The organism is Rhodobium orientis, assembly GCF_003258835.1.
Lineage (GTDB): Bacteria > Pseudomonadota > Alphaproteobacteria > Rhizobiales > Rhodobiaceae > Rhodobium > Rhodobium orientis.
This window is the reverse complement of sequence record NZ_NPEV01000005.1, coordinates 1-20,250: the sequence shown is the minus strand read 5'-3', so window position 1 is coordinate 20,250 and position 20,250 is coordinate 1. Positions and strand designations below refer to the sequence as shown.

The 20,250-nt window shown below is 66.1% G+C and carries 14 protein-coding genes and 2 pseudogenes; 6 read left to right on the top strand and 10 right to left on the bottom strand.

Translation table 11 applies throughout. The annotated features are described in order from the left end of the window. The first annotated feature begins 6 nt into the window (after positions 1 to 6). The gene (tyrS, locus tag CH339_RS03780; RefSeq protein ID WP_111432955.1) at positions 7 to 1,260 is read left to right on the top strand and encodes a tyrosine--tRNA ligase; all 1,254 of its coding nucleotides are present in this window, start codon (positions 7 to 9) and stop codon (positions 1,258 to 1,260) included. 28 nt (positions 1,261 to 1,288) lie between these two features. Here tyrS and CH339_RS03775 read toward each other — a convergent pair whose 3' ends face one another. Next, entirely contained in the window at positions 1,289 to 4,606 is a 3,318-nt protein-coding gene (locus tag CH339_RS03775) for an AsmA-like C-terminal region-containing protein (protein WP_170138391.1), read from the bottom strand. 259 nt (positions 4,607 to 4,865) lie between these two features. On the opposite strand from CH339_RS03775, the gene bcp reads away from it, so the two are divergent. From bcp to CH339_RS03760, 3 genes are all read left to right on the top strand, one after another. Beyond that, on the top strand, positions 4,866 to 5,333 hold the full coding sequence (bcp, locus tag CH339_RS03770) for a thioredoxin-dependent thiol peroxidase (protein WP_111432953.1): 468 nt from the start codon (positions 4,866 to 4,868) through the stop codon (positions 5,331 to 5,333). Positions 5,334 to 5,351: 18 nt separating this feature from the next. Then, the gene (locus CH339_RS03765; protein WP_111432952.1) at positions 5,352 to 6,164 is read left to right on the top strand and encodes a ferritin-like domain-containing protein; all 813 of its coding nucleotides are present in this window, start codon (positions 5,352 to 5,354) and stop codon (positions 6,162 to 6,164) included. A gap of 128 nt (positions 6,165 to 6,292) precedes the next feature. Then, a complete protein-coding gene (locus CH339_RS03760; protein WP_111432951.1) occupies positions 6,293 to 7,630 on the top strand; it encodes a M23 family metallopeptidase in 1,338 nt (445 codons plus the stop codon). A gap of 239 nt (positions 7,631 to 7,869) precedes the next feature. Here CH339_RS03760 and prfB read toward each other — a convergent pair. From prfB to CH339_RS03745, 3 genes are all read right to left on the bottom strand, one after another. Then, positions 7,870 to 8,995 (bottom strand): peptide chain release factor 2 gene (prfB, locus tag CH339_RS03755; RefSeq protein ID WP_420825900.1). Its coding sequence is split into 2 segments (ribosomal slippage): positions 7,870 to 8,928 and positions 8,930 to 8,995, totalling 1,125 coding nucleotides; the frame shifts between segments, so codons are not numbered across the junction. Between the two features lie 129 nt (positions 8,996 to 9,124). After that, positions 9,125 to 11,596 carry a penicillin-binding protein 1A gene (locus CH339_RS03750; protein WP_111432949.1) on the bottom strand — a complete coding sequence of 824 codons (2,472 nt, stop codon included), beginning with the start codon at positions 11,594 to 11,596 and terminating at the stop codon, positions 9,125 to 9,127. Between the two features lie 250 nt (positions 11,597 to 11,846). After that, a complete protein-coding gene (locus CH339_RS03745) occupies positions 11,847 to 13,151 on the bottom strand; it encodes an N-acetylmuramoyl-L-alanine amidase (protein WP_111432948.1) in 1,305 nt (434 codons plus the stop codon). A 244-nt stretch (positions 13,152 to 13,395) separates the two neighbouring features. Between CH339_RS03745 and CH339_RS24920 the strand changes: the two are divergent. Beyond that, positions 13,396 to 13,989 (top strand): annotated as a pseudogene (locus CH339_RS24920) (DUF2155 domain-containing protein); the annotation flags it as partial. A 186-nt stretch (positions 13,990 to 14,175) separates the two neighbouring features. Here CH339_RS24920 and aat read toward each other — a convergent pair. From aat to CH339_RS03715, 5 genes are all read right to left on the bottom strand, one after another. Next, positions 14,176 to 14,862 carry a leucyl/phenylalanyl-tRNA--protein transferase gene (gene aat / locus CH339_RS03735; protein WP_111432947.1) on the bottom strand — a complete coding sequence of 229 codons (687 nt, stop codon included), beginning with the start codon at positions 14,860 to 14,862 and terminating at the stop codon, positions 14,176 to 14,178. Between the two features lie 81 nt (positions 14,863 to 14,943). Further along, positions 14,944 to 16,293 carry an acetyl-CoA carboxylase biotin carboxylase subunit gene (accC, locus tag CH339_RS03730; protein WP_111432946.1) on the bottom strand — a complete coding sequence of 450 codons (1,350 nt, stop codon included), beginning with the start codon at positions 16,291 to 16,293 and terminating at the stop codon, positions 14,944 to 14,946. An 11-nt stretch (positions 16,294 to 16,304) separates the two neighbouring features. Then, positions 16,305 to 16,769 (bottom strand): acetyl-CoA carboxylase biotin carboxyl carrier protein, encoded by a 465-nt coding sequence (accB, locus tag CH339_RS03725; RefSeq protein WP_111432945.1) that lies wholly within the window; start codon positions 16,767 to 16,769, stop codon positions 16,305 to 16,307. A gap of 13 nt (positions 16,770 to 16,782) precedes the next feature. Further along, a complete protein-coding gene (gene aroQ, locus CH339_RS03720; RefSeq protein ID WP_111432944.1) occupies positions 16,783 to 17,235 on the bottom strand; it encodes a type II 3-dehydroquinate dehydratase in 453 nt (150 codons plus the stop codon). Positions 17,236 to 17,377: 142 nt separating this feature from the next. Continuing rightward, on the bottom strand, positions 17,378 to 18,148 hold the full coding sequence (locus CH339_RS03715; RefSeq protein WP_111432943.1) for a DsbA family protein: 771 nt from the start codon (positions 18,146 to 18,148) through the stop codon (positions 17,378 to 17,380). 207 nt (positions 18,149 to 18,355) lie between these two features. Here CH339_RS03715 and CH339_RS03710 point away from each other — a divergent pair, with 207 nt between their 5' ends. Then, a complete protein-coding gene (locus tag CH339_RS03710; RefSeq protein ID WP_111432942.1) occupies positions 18,356 to 19,519 on the top strand; it encodes a pyridoxal phosphate-dependent aminotransferase in 1,164 nt (387 codons plus the stop codon). 162 nt (positions 19,520 to 19,681) lie between these two features. Here the strand turns inward: CH339_RS03710 and CH339_RS24560 are convergent. Next, positions 19,682 to 20,250, bottom strand: a pseudogene (locus CH339_RS24560) (hypothetical protein); the annotation flags it as partial.

The window sequence follows — 20,250 nt, the reverse complement described above, 5'->3', positions numbered from 1 at the left end:
CCGGTCATGACCGAGTTTTCGTCCGAGTTTCTCGCCACGCTTGCCGAGCGCGGCTTCATCCATCAGTGCTCCGATCCGCAAGCGCTCGATCGCTGCCTGACGACGGAAACGGTCAGCGCCTATATCGGCTTCGACTGCACGGCGCCGAGCCTGCATGTTGGCTCCCTGGTTCAGATCATGATGCTGCGCTGGCTGCAGAAATGCGGCCACCGGCCGATCGTCCTGATGGGCGGCGGCACGACAAGGGTCGGCGATCCCTCCGGCAAGGACGAATCGCGCAAGCTCCTGACCCCGGAGGCGATCGAGGCCAACAAGGCCGGCATCCGCCAGGTCTTCACGTCCTTCCTGACCTTCGGCGACGGCGCCGGCGATGCGATCATGATCGACAACGCCGACTGGCTGCTCGGCCTCGGCTATGTCGACTTCCTGCGCGATGTCGGGCGTCACGTCTCGGTCAACCAGATGATCCAGCGCGACGCCGTCCGGATGCGCCTTGAGCGGGAACAGCATCTGTCCTTCCTCGAGTTCAACTACATGGTCCTGCAAGCCTACGATTTCGTCGAGCTTTTTCGACGTACCGGCTGCCGGCTGCAGATGGGCGGCTCGGACCAGTGGGGCAATATCCTGTCCGGCATCGACCTCGGGCGCCGTCTCGCCGGCGCCGAGCTGTTCGCCGTGACCACGCCGCTGATCACCACGGCCTCCGGCGCCAAGATGGGCAAGACGGCCGATGGCGCCGTCTGGCTCAACGCCGACGCCAAAAGCCCCTACGAATACTGGCAGTTCTGGCGCAACACGGAGGATGCCGACATCGGCCGCTTCCTGAGATTGTTCACGGAATTGCCGATGGACGAGGTCAAACGCCTGGAAGCGCTGGAAGGTTCCGAACTAAACGATGCAAAAAAGACGCTTGCAACCGAAGCGACCGCCATGCTGCACGGGCGCGCCGCGGCCGAGGCTGCGGCCGAGACGGCCCGTCTGACCTTCGAGGAAGGCGCCCTGGCGGAGAACCTGCCGAGCGTCGATGTCGCGGCCGCGGACCTTCAAGCCGGCCTCGGCGTCCTTGCCGCCTTCGTCCATGCCGGCCTTGCCGCCTCCAACGGCGAGGTCCGTCGCCAGGTCCGCTCCGGCGGTATCCGCGTCAACGACAGCGTCGTCACCGACGAGCGCGGCACGCTGACCATGGCCGACGTTACCGGCGACGGCGTCGTCAAGCTGTCGGTCGGCAAGAAGCGCCACGTGCTCCTGCGCCCGGTCTGAACCGGGCGTAGGGCCGCCTTGGCACGGCTCAGTACTCGAAGATCTTGCGGAAAATGCCCGGCGCGACGACGGACATCGGATTGACGGTCATCTTGGTGTCGCCGACCGGCCCGTCGATCTTGAAGGTGACGCCGATCAGCCCGCCATTGCGGCCGCCGCCGAGCGCCTGGCCGAGCAGCGGCACCCGCCCGAACAGATTGTTGATGCCGTAGGCCGGCACCATCGTCCCGGCAATCGCCATGCGCTTGTTGCGGAAATCGACGGTGCCTTTCATGGTGCCGCCGATCACCGCGCCCTTCAGCAGCGCATCGGTGATCACCATGCGGTTGCTCTCCAGCCGGAACTTGACGTCGAGCTTTTCAAAGACCGTATCGCCGCTCTCCGCGATCGGCCGGATGTTGACCGGCCGGTCGCCGCGCAGCCGATCCTCGAAATTGCCGCGGGCAACGAGTTGCTTCAGGGCCGGGTCCTCGGTGACCCGGAAGTCGCTGATCCGGAACCGGCCATTCGAGGCCGTGCCATCGCCAAGGCTGGCGGTGATCTCGCCGGAGCCGCCCTGCATCCGCTTGTAGATGTTGAGGAAGCGCAGGAAGTCACCGACATTGTCCGACTCGACATAGAGCGCGCGCCGAGCGCCCTCCGGTTTCAGCGTCAGGTCGAGCCGGCCGCGCTTGCCGGAGCTGCCGGTGAGCCGCAGCGCCTTGAGGCTGCCGCCCGCGACCGTCACGTCCAGGTCGACGCCGGAGAAGTTGGCCGCATTGAAGCCGATCAGCATGCCGATCTTGCCGCGGATGCGGAAATCGCCCTCCAGGTCGGCGCCCTCGCCCTTGCCACGCACATCGGTAATGCCCTTGAGGATGGCGCGGGCATCGATCGCGCTTGCGGTGAGGACGATGTCCTGGTCGGCGCCGGAGGCTCGCATCACGGCCCGGTCGATGACGGTCCGGCCGAGCCGCGCCGAGGTCAGTTCGCCCGATTTCAGGTCGCCGTTGTCGTCCAGCACGACATGGCCGGTGATCGCGAAATCCTTGCCCTCGATCCTGAGATCGTTGACCTCGTTCTTGCGGGCGCCGGAGATCCGGAACCGGGCCGTCGCCGGAACGCCCGGCTCCTTGGACCAGCCAAGGGGGGCAACAACGAGCCGCGCGTCCTTCAGGTCGATCTCGTACTTGTCGGCACCGCCGCCGTCGGAGGCAATCGAGACCTCGATCGGACCGGACACCAGCCCCCCGAGGTCGAGCCCCTGTTCGCGCCGTTCCGCATCGGTCAGCTTCAGGGTGATGCCGACCTTGCTGGCGCCGCCGCTGCTGCCGTCGAGCGGTTCCGTCAGGTCGACCGTTGCCATCGCCCCGTCGAACCGGGCCTTGCCGTCGATGCGGGCGACACCCTCGGCGACCGTGACGGAGAGCGTTCCGTCCGTGACCTTCCTGCCGGAGATCGGCGTTTTTGAGGAAAAGTCGGCAAGGTCCGCCGTCAGACCGTAATCCACGTCGTCGAAGGAGAGCTCGCGCAGGAGCGCGAAGCTGGCGCCCGCTTTCACGGTCACCGTGCCGCCAAGCGCCGCGGGCGTAACGCCGATCGGCGCCAGCGCCTCGATCGGTTTGGCATTGACGACCTCGGCGACGTTGCGGGTCGGCCCGGAAAGCTGCAGGCGCAGGCTCGCCGTCTGTTTCGGCGGCCTGATGTCGGCGATTTCAAAGACCGCCTCCTGGACCGTCACCGTGCCGCCCGACGCGGTCTTGAGGCTGGCCCCGGGGATTTCGACCTTCAGATGGCCGCCGTCGATTTCCCCGCGCGCCAACGGCGCCCGGGCCGTCGGCATCTCGCCGAAGGTCTTCACGACCGCATCCCGCACGGTGAACCGCGCCGTCAGGTCGTCCTCGCCCCAGCCCCAGGTCTCCGGATTGTCGTCCAGTTCCTCCGAGCCGACCGCGGCGCGAAAGCTGCCGTCGACGGTGTCGCCCGAGATGACGTTGTCGAGCATCCAGCGCCGGGCCGGCGGGGTGATGAATTCCGGCCAGATCCGCTTCAGCGTCCGCACCGGGACGGCGTTGAGCCGGCCGTCGACCTCCAGTTTCGGTCCGAACGCGCCGAGATCGACGACGGCCGTCGACTGGATCAGCGGTGTGTCGCCGGCGCCGACCTGGAATTTCGTCACGCCTACCCGCAAGAGGTCGGGATCGAAGGTGCCGGTCGTCACCATCAGGTCGAGCGGCGTCGCCGGCTCGCCCTCGAACGGCGACGCGATCTCGGCATTGCGCGATTCGACGCCGAATTCCCAAAGCGCCGCATCGGGGCCGCGCGGCGGCACGACGATGCCGGTGAAGGGCAGCTTCGTTGCCCCGAATTCGGCAACGGACGGGCCGATCTTGAAGACCTTTTCGTCCGGCACCCAGGCGATATCGACGACCGCTTCGTCGAGTAGGTATGGCGAGCCACCGCCGAGCGGCACATGGCCGGCACCGACGACCAGCTTCATATGCGCTCCCGTCAACCGGCCGACATCGTCATACTGGGCTGCGAAGCTGGGATAGAGCGGGATCCGGGTGGCCGAACCGGTGCGGGCGGCATCGCCGATCCCAAAGACATCATCGACGGTAATGTCGGTGCCGGAGAGCGCCAGCACCGAACCACCGGTTGCCAGATCCGGGCGGTGGACCGCGGACGCCGACCATTTGCCGCCGAAGCCGATGCCGCTGACGTCGAGGGTCGTCGTGCGGCTGTCGTGGGCAAAGCCGAGATCGGCGGCAACGCTGGAATAGGTGCGGCTGTGTCCGTCCTCGTCCGTGGAGCGCATCTCCACCGTGGCGTCCTCGACCCGGATGCTGGACAGGCCAATGGAGCGGGCACCGGCGAGCGTGCCCTTGAAGGCGTGGTCGGCGAACTCAAGCAGCGTTTCCGGCGAGGCGCTGGCGCCGCCGGCCACCGGGATGCGCACGCGGGGCGAGTAGACCCGGATCGCCCGCGGCGCGACCCGCCCGACAAGGAGCTGAAAGCCGTTGAGGCGGACGTCCGCCGTCGGCACTTCGGCCTCGAAGCCCGCATCCGTGTCGCCGATGACGAGGCCGCGCAGCCGCACCCGCGGCCCGCCGTCCTCCGACCAGGCAAGGACGATGGCCGAAAGCCCGACCTTGGCGTCGGGACCGACCGCCTCGGCAATGCGCGCCCGCACGGCTTCGGCAAAAATGTTGAGGGTCAGGGGGCCGCTGGACACCCGCCAGGCGAAGGCGCCGATGGCGATCGCCGTCACCACAACCAGCACCAGCGCCACCCGCAGCAGGATGCCGAAGGCGCTGTGAACGTGATGGGTATGCTGTGTTAACGGCTGGAGCCGTCGCGGCGCCATTCCAGTCCCTGTATCTCTTTTCCCCGCAAGGGCATCGCGGTATGTATTTCCGGGCGACCGCCCTTCCCCATGCCAACCCATAGCGCGAAAATGCCGCCCGGTGCAGGGGGCATGTGGCGCCCTTGCGGCATTTGCAGGCCATACCCGAGTACCGGCCCGTTGCGCCCTCGCCCCCCTTCCCGCGGCGCCGATGCCCGCTGGCAACCCTTGCGGATTTCCGCTACATCAAGCAACGAAAACGCGACCAAACGGAGGCAGCATGAGCGACATCACAGAGGGTGCCAAGGCGCCCGACTTCGACCTTCCGACCGATGGCGGCGGACGCGTCAAGCTCTCGGATCTGCAGGGGAAAATCGTCGTCGTCTATTTCTATCCCAAGGACGACACCTCCGGCTGCACCAAGGAGGCGATCGCCTTTACCGAACTGGCCAAGGATTTCGAGAAGGCCGGTGCGGTCGTCATCGGCATCTCGCCCGATTCGGCCGCAAAGCACGACAAGTTCAAGGCCAAGCACGAGCTCGGCATCGTGCTCGCCGCCGACGAGGACAAGGCGACCATCGAGGCCTATGGCGTCTGGGTCGAGAAGTCCATGTACGGCAAGAAGTATATGGGCGTCGAACGCTCCACCTTCCTCGTCGACGGCGACGGCAAGGTGGCCAGGGTCTGGCGCAAGGTGAAGGTGGCCGGCCACGCCGAGGCCGTGCTGGAAGCCGCAAAGGCACTCTAGGAAACGGGCCGAAGCGCGATGGCCGAAAGCCTCACCGGCCTTGCACGGCGCATCGTCGCCGCTCCGGACCCGGCCGACAAGGTCGCGCTCTCCGGCGAGACCGGCACCGCCTGGTTTGCGCGCCGGCTCGACCGCAGCGCCCCGCGCACCGACGTCCCCTTGCCGCTACGCCCGGGACGGCCGGAAAAGCCGGAGCTGCGGCACCCGCGCGACATGCCGAAGCGCACCTCCCATGGCCTGCGCGGCCGGATCGCCATGATCCATGCGCTCGCCCATATAGAGCTCAACGCCATCGACCTCACCTGGGACCTGATCGCCCGTTTCAACGACACGGCGATGCCGCGCTCCTTCTTCGACGATTTCGTTCGGATCGGCATGGAGGAAGCCAAGCATTTCGGCCTGCTCAGGCAGAGGCTGCGGGACCTCGGCGCAGATTACGGCGCCCTGCCCGCCCATGACGGGCTCTGGCAAGCGGCCGATGCCACAAAGGACTCGCTGATCGCCCGGCTCGCCATCATCCCCCTGGTGCTGGAGGCGCGCGGCCTCGACATCACCCCCTCCATGATCGAGCGCACGGAGGACGCCGGCGACGGCGCTACTGCCGATATCCTGAAAATCATCTACTGCGACGAAAAGGGCCATGTGGCCGCCGGCGCCAAATGGTTCCGGTTCCTGTGCGACCGCGAGAAACTGGAGCCGGAACCGACCTTCCACGCGCTGGTGAGGAAGCATTTCCGCGGCGCCCTGAAACCGCCGTTCAATGCGGCCGCCCGCGCCGCCGCCGGCCTGACGCCGGGCTTCTACAAGCCGCTGGTCGCGACCGCCGGATAAGGCGACTGACTGACAGCCGGTCGAAAGCAAAAATTAACCCTAACGGTTTCTAATCGTCACCGGGATTTGAGAGGGTTCGCCGCCGGGCGGTCCGGACCTGTAACGCGTAGCGCCAACGGTGACAGCACATGGAAAACCGGGCCCCGGATTCACCCAAGACAGCGGCCGCATCTGCGAAAGCGTCCTCGGCGAAGCCCTTCGGACGCCGAAAGGACCATCACCAGATCATCTTCGCCAAGGGTGAGCGGATCACCTCCGTGACGGTGAACCCGCTGATGGTCGGCGCCATCGCCGGCCTGCTGGCGCTGTTCGCGGTCGTCTATCTCGGCGCAACCACGTATCTGTTCTTTCGCGACGACCTGATCGGCGCGGCGATGGCCCGACAGGCCCGCATGCAGCACGCCTATGAGGACCGGATCGCGGCGCTGCGGTCCGAGATCGACCGCATCACCAGCCGCCAGCTCATCGACCAGGAATCCTTCGAGATCAAGCTCGACAGGCTGCTCGCCAAGCAGAACGCCCTGTCCGACCGCCAGGTGCTGGTCACCCAGGTGATCGAGCAGGCGCGCAAGAACGGCATCGAACTCGCTTCCACCATCGTACCGCAGCCCAAGCCCGACGCGGACCTCGACGATGCGGACGTGACCGGCGGCATCGGCGGCGAACTGGAACCGGCCGAGCCGATGAAGTCGTCGATGGCCCTGCCCACCAACGAGGAAGCTCGCGCCGGCGCGCCCGAAACCTACGGTTCGCCCTATTCGCGCAAGCTCGACACCGTGGCCACCGACATGGCGACGATGCTGCACGAACAGGGCCATGCGCTCGACGCCCTCGCCTTTGCCGCCGAGACCGACGCCAACCGCTTCGAAAAGGTGCTGAAACGGATCGGCGTGCGCCTCGCCCGGAGCGAACCGGCGGCCGGTAGCGCGAGCGACAACACAGCGACCGGCGGCCCCTTCGTGCCGCTGTCGCCGCACGGTTTTGCCGACCGCATTAGGCGCGCCGAAGCGGCGATCACGCGGCTGACGGAGATCCGCAACGCAACGACCTCGATCCCGCTGAGGAAGCCGATCAACAGCGCCGCCGTCACCAGCCGCTACGGCCCGCGCATCGATCCGTTTCTCGGCCGCCCGGCCATGCATACCGGCATCGATTTTCGCGGCAGCACCGGCACGCGGGTCAACGCCACCGCCAACGGCCGGATCGTCATCGCCGGCCGCAAGGGCGGCTACGGCAACACCGTGGAGATCGACCACGGCCGCAGCCTCAGGAGCCGCTACTCGCACCTGTCGCGGATTTCGGTAAAGCGCGGCCAGCGCGTCGTCATCGGCCAGAAGATCGGCGAAGTCGGCTCCACGGGCCGCTCCACCGGCCCGCACCTCCACTACGAGACCCGCGTCGGCAAGAAGACCATCAACCCGATGCTCTACCTCAATGCCGGTCGCAAGCTCGGCGACCTGCTCTGAAGGAGCGTGTCAGGGCATTCGCAATGACGGTTTTCTGGATTGCCGCGTCGGCCAGCCCAGGCTCGCGTCACGCGCCGCTCCCCGTCCTTCGGACCCTCGCAATGACGGCGATCTAAATTTCGCTCAATCTTTCAACGTCTTTACGAGCGTAGCGAAGCAATCCAGCCCGCTATCCGAAAAGAAAAACGGCGCCACACGAGCGCCGCTTCCTTCTTCAGGCCATTGATTGCGAAACCAGCCTAGCCGGCCGCCTCCTTTGCCGCCTCGCCGAGCACCCGCTGCGCCAGCGCCGCTTCCATGAACGGATCGAGCGCGCCGTCGAGCACGTCGTTCGGGTTGGTGCTTTCCACGTTGGTCCTGAGATCCTTGACGAGCTGGTAGGGCTGCAGGACGTAGGAACGGATCTGGTGGCCCCAGCCGATGTCGGTCTTGGAGGCCGCGCTCGCCGCCGCCTCCTCTTCGCGCTTCTGCAGTTCCACCTCGTAGAGCCGCGCCTTCAGCATCGCCCAGGCCGTCGCCCGGTTCTTGTGCTGCGAACGCTCGTTCTGGCACTGCACCACGATATTGGTCGGCAGGTGGGTGATGCGAACCGCAGAATCGGTGGTGTTGACGTGCTGGCCGCCGGCGCCGGAGGCCCGGTAGGTATCGATGCGAACGTCGCTTTCCGACACGTCGATCTCGATGTTGTCGTCGACGACCGGATAGATCCACACGCTCGCGAACGAGGTATGCCGCCGCGCCTGGCTGTCGAAGGGCGAGATGCGAACGAGGCGATGGACGCCAGATTCGGTCTTCATCCAGCCATAGGCGTTGTGGCCCTTGATCATCACCGTGGCGGACTTGATGCCCGCCTCTTCGCCGTCATGGACTTCCAGCACCTCGGTCTTGAAGCCGCGCCGCTCGGCCCATCGGATATACATCCTGAGCAGCATGCTGGCCCAGTCCTGGCTCTCCGTGCCGCCCGCGCCCGCATGGACCTCGAAATAGGTGTCGTTGGCGTCGGCCTCGCCGGACAGCATGGTCTCGACCTGGCGCCGCGCCAGCTCGTCGTTGAGGTCTCCAAGCGCCTTTTCCGCCTCGGCGACGATCTGCTCCTCGTCCTCCATCTCGCCGAGCTCGATCAGCTCGATATTGTCGGTGAGCCGCTGCTCGACCGAGCGGATGGAGGTCAGGCCGTCGTCGAGCTGCTGACGCTCGCGCATCAGCTTCTGGGCGGCCTCCGGGTCGTTCCAGAGGTCGGGATCTTCGGCCTTGACGTTCAGCTCTTCAAGGCGTGCGGTTGCGGCATCCCAGTCAAAGATGCCTCCTCAGCAGACCGATCGTCTGCTTGATTTCGTCGACAATGCTCTGCACTTCGGCGCGCATTCGTTACTCGCTCGTTGTTGGTTGAGTCGGGCAGATGCCGGCGCGAAAACGGCACCGGTTCCTGCGGTCGGCGAATGTAGCGAGCCGACCGCTGCCTGTAAACGTCCCGAAAGCCGGGGTGGCAGGCTGTCAGTAGAGCCCGCCGGGCGAGGAAATGACCGCCCTTGCCGCCGCCGGCGAGACCTGCTGCAGGGTGCCGGACGAGCCGTCGAAGCCGATGATCGAGTAGGTGTCGGCCGGGCCGGTGCCGGGCTTGAAGGCCTCCAGGATGACGTCGCCGCCCGAACCGCTCGCCGGCATGCCGGTGCGCCGGTTGATGGCGATCAGCTTGATGCCCGGCGGCACCCGGAACTCCACGGCCGGCTTGTCCTTCAGGGCCGCCTTCATGAACTCCGTGAAGATCGGCGCAGCGACCTGGCCGCCGGTGGCGCCGCGCCCCATCGGCCGCGGCGTGTCGTAGCCGACGAAGACGCCGACGGCGAGGTCCGGCGAGAAGCCGACGAACCAGGCGTCGCGCTCGTCATTGGTGGTGCCGGTCTTGCCGGCGACGGGCTTGCCGACGGCCTTGACCCGCGTTGCCGTGCCGCGCTGGACGACGCCCTCCATCATGGAGGTGATCTGGTAGGCGGTCATCGGGTCGAGCACCTGCTCGCGATTGTCGATCAGGTCCGGCTCGTCCTGGCCGGTCCAGGAACTGGCCTCGCAGGCGTCGCAGATGCGCTCCTCGTGCTTGTAGATGGTCTTGCCGCGGCGGTCTTGGATGCGGTCGATCAGCGTCGGATGGAGCTTGCGCCCGCCATTGGCGATCATCGCATAGGCCGCGGTCAGCCTCAGCACCGTCGTCTCGCCGGCGCCAAGCGCCATGGAGAGCACGGGCGACAGCTCGTCATAGATGCCGAACCGGGTGGCGTATTCGGCGACCAGCGGCATGCCCATGTCCTTGGCGAGCCTGACGGTCATTACGTTACGCGAGCGCTCGATGCCGGTCCTCAGCGTCGACGGGCCGTAGAACTTGCCGCCGTAGTTCTTCGGCGTCCACATCTTGCCGTTGCCCATGGGCAGCGAGATCGGCGCATCGAGGACGACGCTCGACGGCGTGTAGCCATTGTCGAGCGCGGCGGCATAGACGATCGGCTTGAACGAGGAACCGGGCTGGCGCCAGGCCTGGGTGGCGCGGTTGAACTGGCTCTGGGCAAAGGTGAAGCCGCCGACCAGCGCCAGCACGCGGCCGGTATGCGGGTCCATGGCGACGATGGCGCCGGAAACCTCCGGCACCTGGCGCAGAATGAAGGTGTCGGGACCGCCTTCCGGGTCCTTTTCCACATAGATGACGTCGCCGGGAGCAAGCACGTCGCTGACGGCCCGGATCGGCTGGCGGCGCTTCGGACCCTTCTCCCAGCGCGCCCATTTGACGTGTTCCAGCGGGACGACGGCGCGCTTGCGCTCTGTCGACAGCTTGCCGGAGACGAGCTTCTTGGGCTGCAGGCCGATCTGCGCCTCGCCATCGCCGGACGACAGCACCACCGCGAGCCGCCATTCCGGCACGTCGGACAGCGCCTCGACCTTGCCGAGCGGCGGGCCCCAGTCGCCGGCGCTGAGGTCGATCGTGGTGACCGCCCCGCGCCAGCCGCGGCGGCGGCGGTCGAATTCGACGAGGCCGTCCATCAGCGCCTTGCGGGCGAGCACCTGGAGTTGCGGATCGAGCGTGCCGCGGACCGACAGGCCGCCCTCGTAGAGGCCGCGCTCGCCGTAGCGGTCGAGCAGCCGGCGCCGCACTTCCTCGGCGAAATAGTCGGAGGCGAACAGGTGCGGACCGCGGGTGCGCGGCGTCACTTCGAGCGGCCGCAGCTTGGCCTTCTCGCCGGCCTCGGCCGTCGCCATGCCGTTCTCGACCATGCGGTCGATCACCCAGTTGCGGCGCTCGATCGCCGCCTCGGTGTTGTCGAAGGGATGGTAGTTGCTCGGCGCCTTCGGCAGTGCCGCCAGATAGGCCGCTTCCGCCAGCGTCAGCTCCTGCACCGCCTTGTCGAAATAGAGCAGCGACGCCGCGGCGACGCCGTAGGAGCCCATACCGAGATAGATCTCGTTGAGATAGAGTTCCAGGATCTCGTCCTTGGTGAACGCCTGCTCGATTCTGAGCGCCAGGATCGCCTCGCGGATCTTGCGCTGGTAGCTGTACTCGTTGGAGAGCAGGAAGTTCTTGGCCACCTGCTGGGTGATGGTCGAGGCGCCGACCATGCGCCGGTTGGAGCCGCGGTTCTTGATATTGGTGACCACGGCACGCGCGATACCCATCATGTCGACGCCGGGATGCGAATAGAAATTCTTGTCCTCGGCCGCCAGGAACGCGTTCTTGACCATTTCCGGCACTGCCTGGATCGGCAGGAACAGGCGCCGCTCGCGGGCGTATTCGGCGATCAGGCTGCCGTCGCTCGCATGCACGCGGGTCATCACCGGCGGCTCGTATTTCTTCAGCGCCGTGTAGTCGGGCAGGTCCTTGGTCGCATCGCTCAGCACGATCCACAGGCCCGCTGCGACGATCAGGAAAAAGACCGCGCCGATCCCGAAGAAGTAGCCGAACATTTTGACGAAAAACTTCATATCGCCGGTTTCCGTAATTCTCGCTTGGTACGTGTCGCTTGCCGCCCGGGCGCCGTGGCGCCGTTTCTCGGCCGTTTCAATAAGGGTGGCGGTACGGTGCCTGTCGCCGGTTCGGGCGGATCCATCCAACCGCTCCGTTCGCCGGTGCCATTGATTGTCTCAGCACCGGGGTCGACCGGTCAACGACCGACCACCATTCCCGAATGCCGTTATCGCTCAATATCGACAAGTCTGTGGTGATGCTGTGGCACTATTGTTGTGATGGCGCAACACCGGCTATCGAATTTCCGTCTATCGCAGCATCCTGGTGCGCGATTCGCGGCTCAAAAAAACGTGTTATCGCCACGGTGATGGCATCAGCCGCCCGCCCCCGCCATTCGTCGGATGTCAAAAGCTTCTCGTCGTGCATGTTGGAGAGGTAGCCGAGTTCCACCAGGACGGAGGGAACGTCGGCGGCCTTCAGCACGACGAAGCCGGCGGAGCGGTGCGGATTGTTGATCATCTTCACCGCGCTCTGCAGTTCGCCGACCAGCGCATTGGCGAAATAGACCGAGAAATTCTTGGTCTCGCGGCGCGTCAGGTCGATGAGGATGTCGCTGACGTCGTCCGCCTCCTCCTCGAACTCCAGGCCGGCGAGGATGTCCGACTGGTTTTCGTTGCGCGCGATCTGCGCGGACAGCCGGTCCGAGGCCCGCTCCGAAAGGGTGTAGACGGTGCCGCCGCGCACATAGGCCTGGCGCACCGAGTCGGCGTGCACGGACACGAACAGGTCGGCGTGCAGGCCGCGGGCGATTTCCACCCGCTGTTTCAAGGGGATGAAGCTGTCGTCGGAGCGCGTCAACGCGACCTCGAAGCGGCCGGTCTCTTCCAGTTTCCGTTTCAGGATGCTGGCGAAGTCGAGCACCACGGCCTTTTCCAGCGTGCCCTTCTTGCCGACGGCGCCGGAATCGATGCCGCCATGGCCGGGATCGAGCACGATCAGCGGACGGGTCCGCTCCTTGTTGCGGATCGGCTGGCGGTCGCCCTTGCCGGCGGTCACGGCACCGGCCTGCGCCGCGTTGGCGGTGCGCGCCACCTCCTCGGCAAACGCTTCTTCGGTCGCCGTGACGATGTCGAGCACCATGCGCGCCGGCTGGCCGTCGACCTTCGGCAACACGAAGCTCTTGTCGATCAGCGCCGGGCCCTTGGTATCGATGACGATACGGGCCTTGTTGCGGGCGATGCTGCCGTAGCGCCATCCGGTGATCAGGCCGCGCCCGCCCTTGCCCGCCTCCGGCGGCAGCGAGAAGCGTACATTCGGCAGGTCGACGATGATTCGATGCGGATCGCCGAGCACGAAGGGAGCGATCTCCACGGCGTCCGACAGGTCGACGACGAAACGGGTTCGGGTGGCGTCGCCCGCGATTCGGGCGGCCCTGGCCTCAATCTCGCCCGCCTCGGCGGCTAGCACGGAGCCGTTGCCGACGGCGAGCGCCGTGGCTGCGAAAAGCGCCAGAAATGCCAGCGCCAGAACCTCCGGCGTGCGTATCAAGCCTTTGATGCGTGTGCGGAACATTGCGACCCGGTCTCGCGGCTCCCTTGCTGCGTCAGCTATAAGACATAGGACTGCTTTGGTTAACCCGGTATTGACGAAGTCGTCGAGATATTGCCCTCAAAGGACGCTGTCAGCTATATGTCGGCGCGTTTCCACGAGCGCCCCGCGCCGGTTTCGGCGCCTTGGTGCGACCCTTTGCCTGTCATCGCAGCGGCGCGGCCGCGAGCGCCACGCGGCCAACATAACGAACGATCGCATGCGGCTTATGTCTCTCCTCAAGGACCGCCTGATCCGGGCCTTACGTCCTGCCCTTCTGGCAACGGCGATCGCGGCCATGTTCGCCGCCGGCGCCCAGGCGGAAAAGATCTCCAATCCGGTCGCCGTCTTTTCCGGCCTCGACAAGATCACCGGCCGCATCATCTCCTTCGATGTCTATATCGACGAGACGGTGCAGTTCGGCGCCCTGCAGGTCACCCCGCGGGTCTGCTACACGCGGCCGCTGTCCGAAGCGCCGCGCACGACGACCTTCGTGGAGATCGACGAGATCACCCTCGACAACAAGGTGCGCCGCATCTTCACCGGCTGGATGTTCGCCTCCAGCCCGGGCCTGCACGCCGTCGAGCACGCCGTCTATGACATCTGGCTGACCGGCTGCAAGGAAAAGAGCAACGTGCCGCCGCCGCCGGGCACCCCGGCCGCCGAGGCGTCCAAGTCCGATGCCGAGGATCGCGCGACCGAGCTGACGCCGGCGAATGCCGAGCAAGGCAGCGACTATAACGGCCCTGCCCCGACGGACGTGCCCAAGCCCAAGCCCGAACCGCCGACCGGACGCCAGCCGCTGGAGCAACAGGAGTTTGACCAGCAGCCATTGGGTCAGCAGGAGTTCGAGCAGCCGCCGCTGGGGCAACAGGAGTTCGAGCAACAGCCGTTGCCGCAACTCAATCTGACCGATTAGAGCGTATTCCCGAAAAGCGGAGACCGGTTTTCGGACAGGACTGCGCGTCAAAACAAAAAGTTAGAGTGTTTCGGGCAACCGCCGGCGCCGTTACCGGTGCCGCTGGCCCGCCTTGTCCGCCAGCACCTTGAGCACGGCGGCGCCGTCCGCTTCCCTGTCGAGCGCGAAGAAGTCGCCGAAGCCGTTGAGGGAATCCTCCAGGAGCACGTGATAGTCGTGCCGCGGGATCTCCACGGCGCCGAAGCGGCGCAGATGTTCGGTGACGAACTGGGTGTCGAGCAGCGTGAAGCCGCCGGCGATCAGCCGCGCCATCAGGTGCACCAGCGCCACCTTCGAGGCGTCCCGCTCGCGCGAGAACATGCTCTCGCCGAAGAACGCCTTGCCGAGCCGCACCCCGTAGAGCCCGCCGACCAGCCTCCCGTCGCGCCAGGCCTCGACGCTGTGGCAGTGGCCGAGCTCGTAGAGCTCCTGGTAGAGCCGGCGGATGCGGGCGTTGATCCAGGTCTTGCCGCGATCCGGCGTCGATTCCGCGCAGCCGCCGATGACGCCGTCGAAATCACTGTCGATGCGAACGGTGAAGATTTCCTGGCGGATGGTGCGGGACAGCCTTTTCGGGACGTGGATGCGCTCGAACGGGACGATGCCGCGCAGTTCCGGCTCGATCCAGTAGAGCCCCGGATCCTCGGCCGATTCGGCCATCGGGAAGATGCCGCAGGCATAGGCTTTCAGCAGGACCTGCGGCGTGATTTCCAGAACGACGTCGTCAGAACCTGCCATGAGCCGCTATTGCCGAATTCCCGAGTGCCGCAATCCCGCCGGACCGGGCCCGCATTCCGCGAGCCTCCCTGTCAACGCGCCCTACGCATCTTCCGGTTGCGAAAGATATCGTTCCAGCCAGTGGATATCGTACATGCCGTCGGCAATGTCCTGATGGTCCACAAGGTCGCGGAACAGCGGCAGCGTTGTCTTGATTCCGTCGATAATGATCTCATCGAGACAGCGTTTCAAGCGCATCATGCACTCGACACGGTTGCGGCCATGGACGATCAGCTTGCCGATCAGGCTGTCGTAATAGGGCGGGATCGTGTAGCCCTGATAGACGGCAGAATCGACCCTGACGCCGAGGCCGCCCGGCGGGTGGTAGTAGGTGATGTTGCCCGGCGACGGCGCAAAGGTCCGCGGGTCCTCCGCATTGAGCCGGCACTCGATGGCATGGCCCGACGGCAGCACGTCCTCCTGGGAGAACGAGATGTTGGCGCCCGAGGCGACCCGGATCTGCTCGTTGACGAGGTCGATGCGGGTGACCATCTCCGTCACCGGATGTTCGACCTGCAGGCGGGTGTTCATCTCGATGAAGTAGAACTCGCCGTCCTCGTAGAGGAATTCGATGGTGCCGGCACCGGCATAGCCGAGGTCGCCGACCGCCTTGGCGACGATCTCGCCCATCCGCGTGCGCGCTTCCTCGTTAAGCGCCGGCGACGGCGCCTCTTCCCAGATCTTCTGGTGGCGCCGCTGCAGCGAGCAGTCTCGCTCGCCGAGATGGATGGCGTTGCCGCGACCGTCGCCCAGCACCTGGAACTCGATGTGGCGCGGCTTGGCGAGGTATTTTTCCAGATAGACGGCGTCATTGCCGAAGGCCGCCCGCGCTTCGGCCCGCGCGGTGGAGAATGCCATCTCGATGTCGTCGGGCGTCTCGGCGATCTTCATGCCGCGCCCGCCGCCGCCGGCCGATGCCTTGATCAGCACCGGATAGCCGATTTCCTTGGCGACCCGGCGGGCATCCTCAAGCGTCGGCACCTCGCCGTCGGATCCCGGAACGACCGGAATGCCGAGCTTTGCGGCCGTCTTCTTGGCCTCGATCTTGTCGCCCATCAGCCGGATGTGGTCGCCGGAGGGGCCGATGAAATTGATCTTGTGCGCCTTCAGGATGTCGGCAAAGCGCGCGTTCTCCGACAGAAAGCCGTAGCCCGGATGCACGGCGTCGGCACCGGTGATCTCGCAGGCCGCGAGAAGCTGCGGGATGTTGAGATAGCTGTCGGCGGCCGAGGGCGGGCCGATGCACACGCTCTCGTCGGCAAGCCGCACATGCATGGCGTCGGCGTCGGCGGTGGAATGCACCGCGACGGTCGCGATCCCGAGTTCCTTGCACGCCCTGAGGACGCGAAGGGCGATCTCACCGCGATTGGCAATCAGGATTTTTGAGAACATGGGTGCGCCGCTCACTCGATGATGACCAGCGGCTCACCGTACTCGACCGGCTGGGTGTCCTCGACCAGAATCGACTTGATGACGCCGCCGCGCGGCGCCGGGATCTGGTTCATGGTCTTCATCGCCTCCACGATCAGGAGGGTCTGGCCCTCGGTGACCGTATCGCCGACGGAAACGAAGGGCGCCCCGCCCGGCTCCGGAGAGCGGTAGGCGGTGCCGACCATCGGCGAGGTGACGACACCCGGATGGTCGGCGAACTCGTCGGCGCCCTGCCCGGCCTTGCCCGATGGCGAGGTGATGCCGACCGGCGCAATCATCGGCCCCGGAGCGACGGCGGTCGCGACCTGGGTCTGGCGGGCGACGCGGATGCGCAGATTGTCCTGCTCGACCTCAATCTCGGTCAGCTCCGTCTCGTTGAGAAGGGCAGCGAGTTCGCGGATGAGGTCCTGATTGATCGCGTGTTTTTTTGATGACATCTAAGCCTGTCCGTTATGACGATCGCGCCCCGCCGACCATTCCGGCCAGCGCTTCAAGTGCGAGCCCGTATCCCAGCGTCCCCATTCCGCAGATCACTCCGCGCGCCACCGGCGAGACATAGGAGTGATGGCGGAAGCTCTCCCGCGCAAAGATGTTCGAGATATGGACTTCGATCACCGGCAGGGTGACCGACTGAATGGCGTCGTGCAAGGCGATGGAGGTGTGCGAATAGGCACCGGGATTGATGATCAGACCCTTGGCGGCGTCCCCTGCCTCGTGGATCCAGTCGACCAGCATGCCTTCGTGGTTGCTCTGGCGAAAGTCGATCTCCATCCCGAGCGCGTCGCCACGGCGAGCGCATTCCGCCTCGATGTCGGCAAGCGTCGTGGAGCCATAGATCTCCGGCTCGCGCGTGCCGAGGCGGTTCAGGTTAGGACCGTTAAGGATATAGATCGAGATCGCCATGAGCAGCCTTTAACGGTGGCGCGGCCGGAACCGCGCCACGAAGCTCCGCTCTTATAGGGGACCTCATGAACGAGGGAAAGACCCCGCCGGCCTCAGGTGCGAAAACGGTTGCCGCAGGGGTTTTCCGGAGGCGCCCCCGGCGTCAGCAGGAGGTCTCGCCGCACTCGCGCATGGAGGCGATCACCTTCGACATCTGCTCGTAGCCGATCAGGCCGCCGAACACTTCGGTGCCGACGACATAGGACGGCGTGCCGGTGAGCCCCAGACCGTTGGCGAGCGTATAGACCTCTTCCACCGTCTTGAAGATCTCCGGGTTGTCCATGTTCTTCTTCAGCGCGTCCATGTCGGCGCCGAGGTTCTCCGCGACCATCAGCGCCTTTTCCTCGTTGACGCCGCCCTCCAGCGCGAACATGGCGGTGTGGAAATCCAGATACTTGTCGGGATCGGTGAGGTGCAGCGCGATGGCGACGCGCGCCGCCTCCTGGGACGGCCGGCCGAGAATCGGGAACTCCTTGAGGACAAACTTGACGTCGTCGTTCTCCTTCAGGACCTTCATCATGTCGCCGTAGCCGCGCCGGCAGACGCCGCAATTGTAGTCGAAGAACTCCACGACGGTGATCTTGCCGTCCGGATTGCCGAGGACCACCTGGCGCGGGGAATCGAACAGCGCGCCGCTGTTCTCAGACATCATCTCCTTGCGCTTTGCGACCTTCTCCTCCTCCTGCTTCTTTTCCAGGGCGACCAGCGCTTCCTGGACGATCTCCGGATTCTTCAGGAGATAATCCCTGACGACGCCCTCGATGCGGCTGCGTTCCGCATCGGACACCTCGTCGGCAGCCTGGACGGAGGCAACGCCGGCGACGAGGGAAAGCGTGAGGACGCCGGCAGCGGCGGCGCGCACGAGACGGTTCATATGGGTGTTCTCCAGTGTTGGGCCGCCGGTCCTGCGTTGTCACATCGCTCGGCAACGGGTATGTGATCCTGGCGCCGGGTTATAGGGCAGCGCGCGGCCGCCCAAAACCCGCCGCATCGGCAAGAGCTTCAATTTTGCTTGAGCGCAAGCGCATTTGCCCCCCCCCATTTCAGCGGGGAATGCGTGCAAGCCGCAGGGACTTCCACCATGTCCGCCAACGCCCCCGCCCCGTCCTCGCGATGCAATGTCGCACCGTTTCACGCCATGGATGTCCTGGCCAAGGCCAACGCGCTGGAGGCCGCCGGACGCAAGATCGTCCACATGGAGGTCGGCCAGCCGGGCGCGCCGGCCCCGGCCCCGGTCCTGGAAGCCGCCCGCCGGGTCCTCGATATCGGCCAGGTGCGCTACACCGAGGCCCTCGGCATCCTGCCGCTGCGCGAGCGTATCGCGGTCCACTACCGGGACGCCTACGGGATCGACGTGCCGGTGGACCGGATTGCCATCACCACCGGGTCGTCGGCCGCCTTCAACCTTGCCTTCCTCGCCGGCTTCGACGTCGGCGACCGGGTCGCGCTGCCGACGCCCGGCTATCCGGCCTATCGCAACATCCTCGCCGCCCTCGGCCTTGAGGCCGTCGAGATCGAGACGACCGCGGAAAGCCGCTGGGCGCTGACGCCGGAGATGATCCGCGCCGCCCACGCCGAAAGGCCGCTGAAGGGCGTTCTCGTCGCCAGCCCCGCCAACCCGACCGGCACCATGGTCCAGCCCGACGCCCTGAAGGCGCTGACGGATGTCTGCCGCGAGCTCGGCATCTGGTTCATTTCCGACGAGATCTACCACGGCCTCGTCTATGAGGGCCGCGCGGAGACGGCGCTGGCGCTTTCCGACGAGGCCATCGTCATCAACAGCTTTTCGAAATACTACTGCATGACCGGCTGGCGGGTCGGCTGGATGGTGGTGCCGGAGCGGCTGGTGCGGCCGATCGAGCGCCTCGGCCAGAACCTCTATCTCTCCGTGCCGGAGCTGTCGCAGCGCGCCGCGGTCGCCGCCTTCGACGCGACCGACGCGCTGGAGGCGATCAAGGAGGGCTACGCCGCCAACCGCCGGCTGTTGCTGAACCGGCTGCCCGAGATCGGCTTCGACGAACTGCTTCCCGTCGACGGCGCCTTTTACGTGTATGGCAGCGTGCGCCGGTTCTCCAACGATTCCATGGACTTCGCGCAAAAGATGCTGCTCGAGGCCGGCGTCGCCGCATCGCCCGGCGTCGATTTCGATCCGGTTGGCGGCCACAATTATCTGCGGTTTTCCTTCGCCGGAACGACAGAGGCGATCGCAGAGGGCTGCGACCGCCTCCAGAATTGGCTCAAATAGCCGGCGCCAGTGCGCCTGCGTGCCCTTGGCTCCCTCGACGCCGTCAGGCGCCGCAAGCGCAAGAGCGCGCCGGCGCCTTACCTTTTTTCTTCGTGTTCAACGCGGAAACATCCGCGTTGAATGCGCCGTAAAGCCCGCGTGGCGCCTGAGCGCTTTACGCGATCAGAAGAACGAGCGGCGCTGCCACCAGCCGGACCGCTTTGTCCCGCCCTCGCCCTCGTCGTCGTCCGTTTCATCGGACGGCGTCTCGCCAGGGGTCTCGCCAGGGGTCTCGCCAGTCTCTCCGTCGCCGTCAGCGGACGCCGCCACGGGCGTGGTGTCGTCTTCCTCGCCCTCAGCAGCATCGTCGTCCTCTGACGGTGCTTCGGCGGCCGGCACGTCTTCGGCCTCCTCGGCGCGAACGGGCTCGGCCTCGCCGGCATCCGGCGCTTCCGAAGTCTCCTCGGCAACGGACGCGTCGCCGGCGACCTCATCCGGACCGGACGTGTCGTCGTCATTTGCGGCAACGGGCGCCTCCGGGGCGTCGCGAACCTCTGTGTCACCGGCCTCCCCGGAACCCTGACCGACGTCGGAAGCCTCGGCGACCGGCCGGCTGTCGCCGCCCTCATCGTCATCGGCGTCCGGGTTGTCCTGATCGTTGCCGTCCTGGTCGGAACTGTCCTGCCGGTTCTCGTCGTCGTCGGAGGCACGTGCCTCGTCCTTGTCGGAGCGGTTGCGGCGGTTGCGGCGGC

Bases quoted from the DNA above. Each gene is read 5' to 3' on its own strand.
- aroQ (WP_111432944.1), bottom strand. From the start codon at position 17,235: ATGGCGATCTCGATCTATATCCTTAACGGTCCTAACCTGAACCGCCTC.
- CH339_RS03765 (WP_111432952.1), top strand. From the start codon at position 5,352: ATGGCCGAAAGCCTCACCGGCCTTGCACGGCGCATCGTCGCCGCTCCG.
- CH339_RS03760 (WP_111432951.1), top strand. From the start codon at position 6,293: ATGGAAAACCGGGCCCCGGATTCACCCAAGACAGCGGCCGCATCTGCG.
- aat (WP_111432947.1), bottom strand. From the start codon at position 14,862: ATGGCAGGTTCTGACGACGTCGTTCTGGAAATCACGCCGCAGGTCCTG.
- CH339_RS03710 (WP_111432942.1), top strand. From the start codon at position 18,356: ATGTCCGCCAACGCCCCCGCCCCGTCCTCGCGATGCAATGTCGCACCG.
- CH339_RS03750 (WP_111432949.1), bottom strand. From the start codon at position 11,596: ATGAAGTTTTTCGTCAAAATGTTCGGCTACTTCTTCGGGATCGGCGCG.
- accC (WP_111432946.1), bottom strand. From the start codon at position 16,293: ATGTTCTCAAAAATCCTGATTGCCAATCGCGGTGAGATCGCCCTTCGC.
- CH339_RS03745 (WP_111432948.1), bottom strand. From the start codon at position 13,151: ATGTTCCGCACACGCATCAAAGGCTTGATACGCACGCCGGAGGTTCTG.
- bcp (WP_111432953.1), top strand. From the start codon at position 4,866: ATGAGCGACATCACAGAGGGTGCCAAGGCGCCCGACTTCGACCTTCCG.
- accB (WP_111432945.1), bottom strand. From the start codon at position 16,769: ATGTCATCAAAAAAACACGCGATCAATCAGGACCTCATCCGCGAACTC.
- tyrS (WP_111432955.1), top strand. From the start codon at position 7: ATGACCGAGTTTTCGTCCGAGTTTCTCGCCACGCTTGCCGAGCGCGGC.
- CH339_RS03775 (WP_170138391.1), bottom strand. From the start codon at position 4,606: ATGGCGCCGCGACGGCTCCAGCCGTTAACACAGCATACCCATCACGTT.
- CH339_RS03715 (WP_111432943.1), bottom strand. From the start codon at position 18,148: ATGAACCGTCTCGTGCGCGCCGCCGCTGCCGGCGTCCTCACGCTTTCC.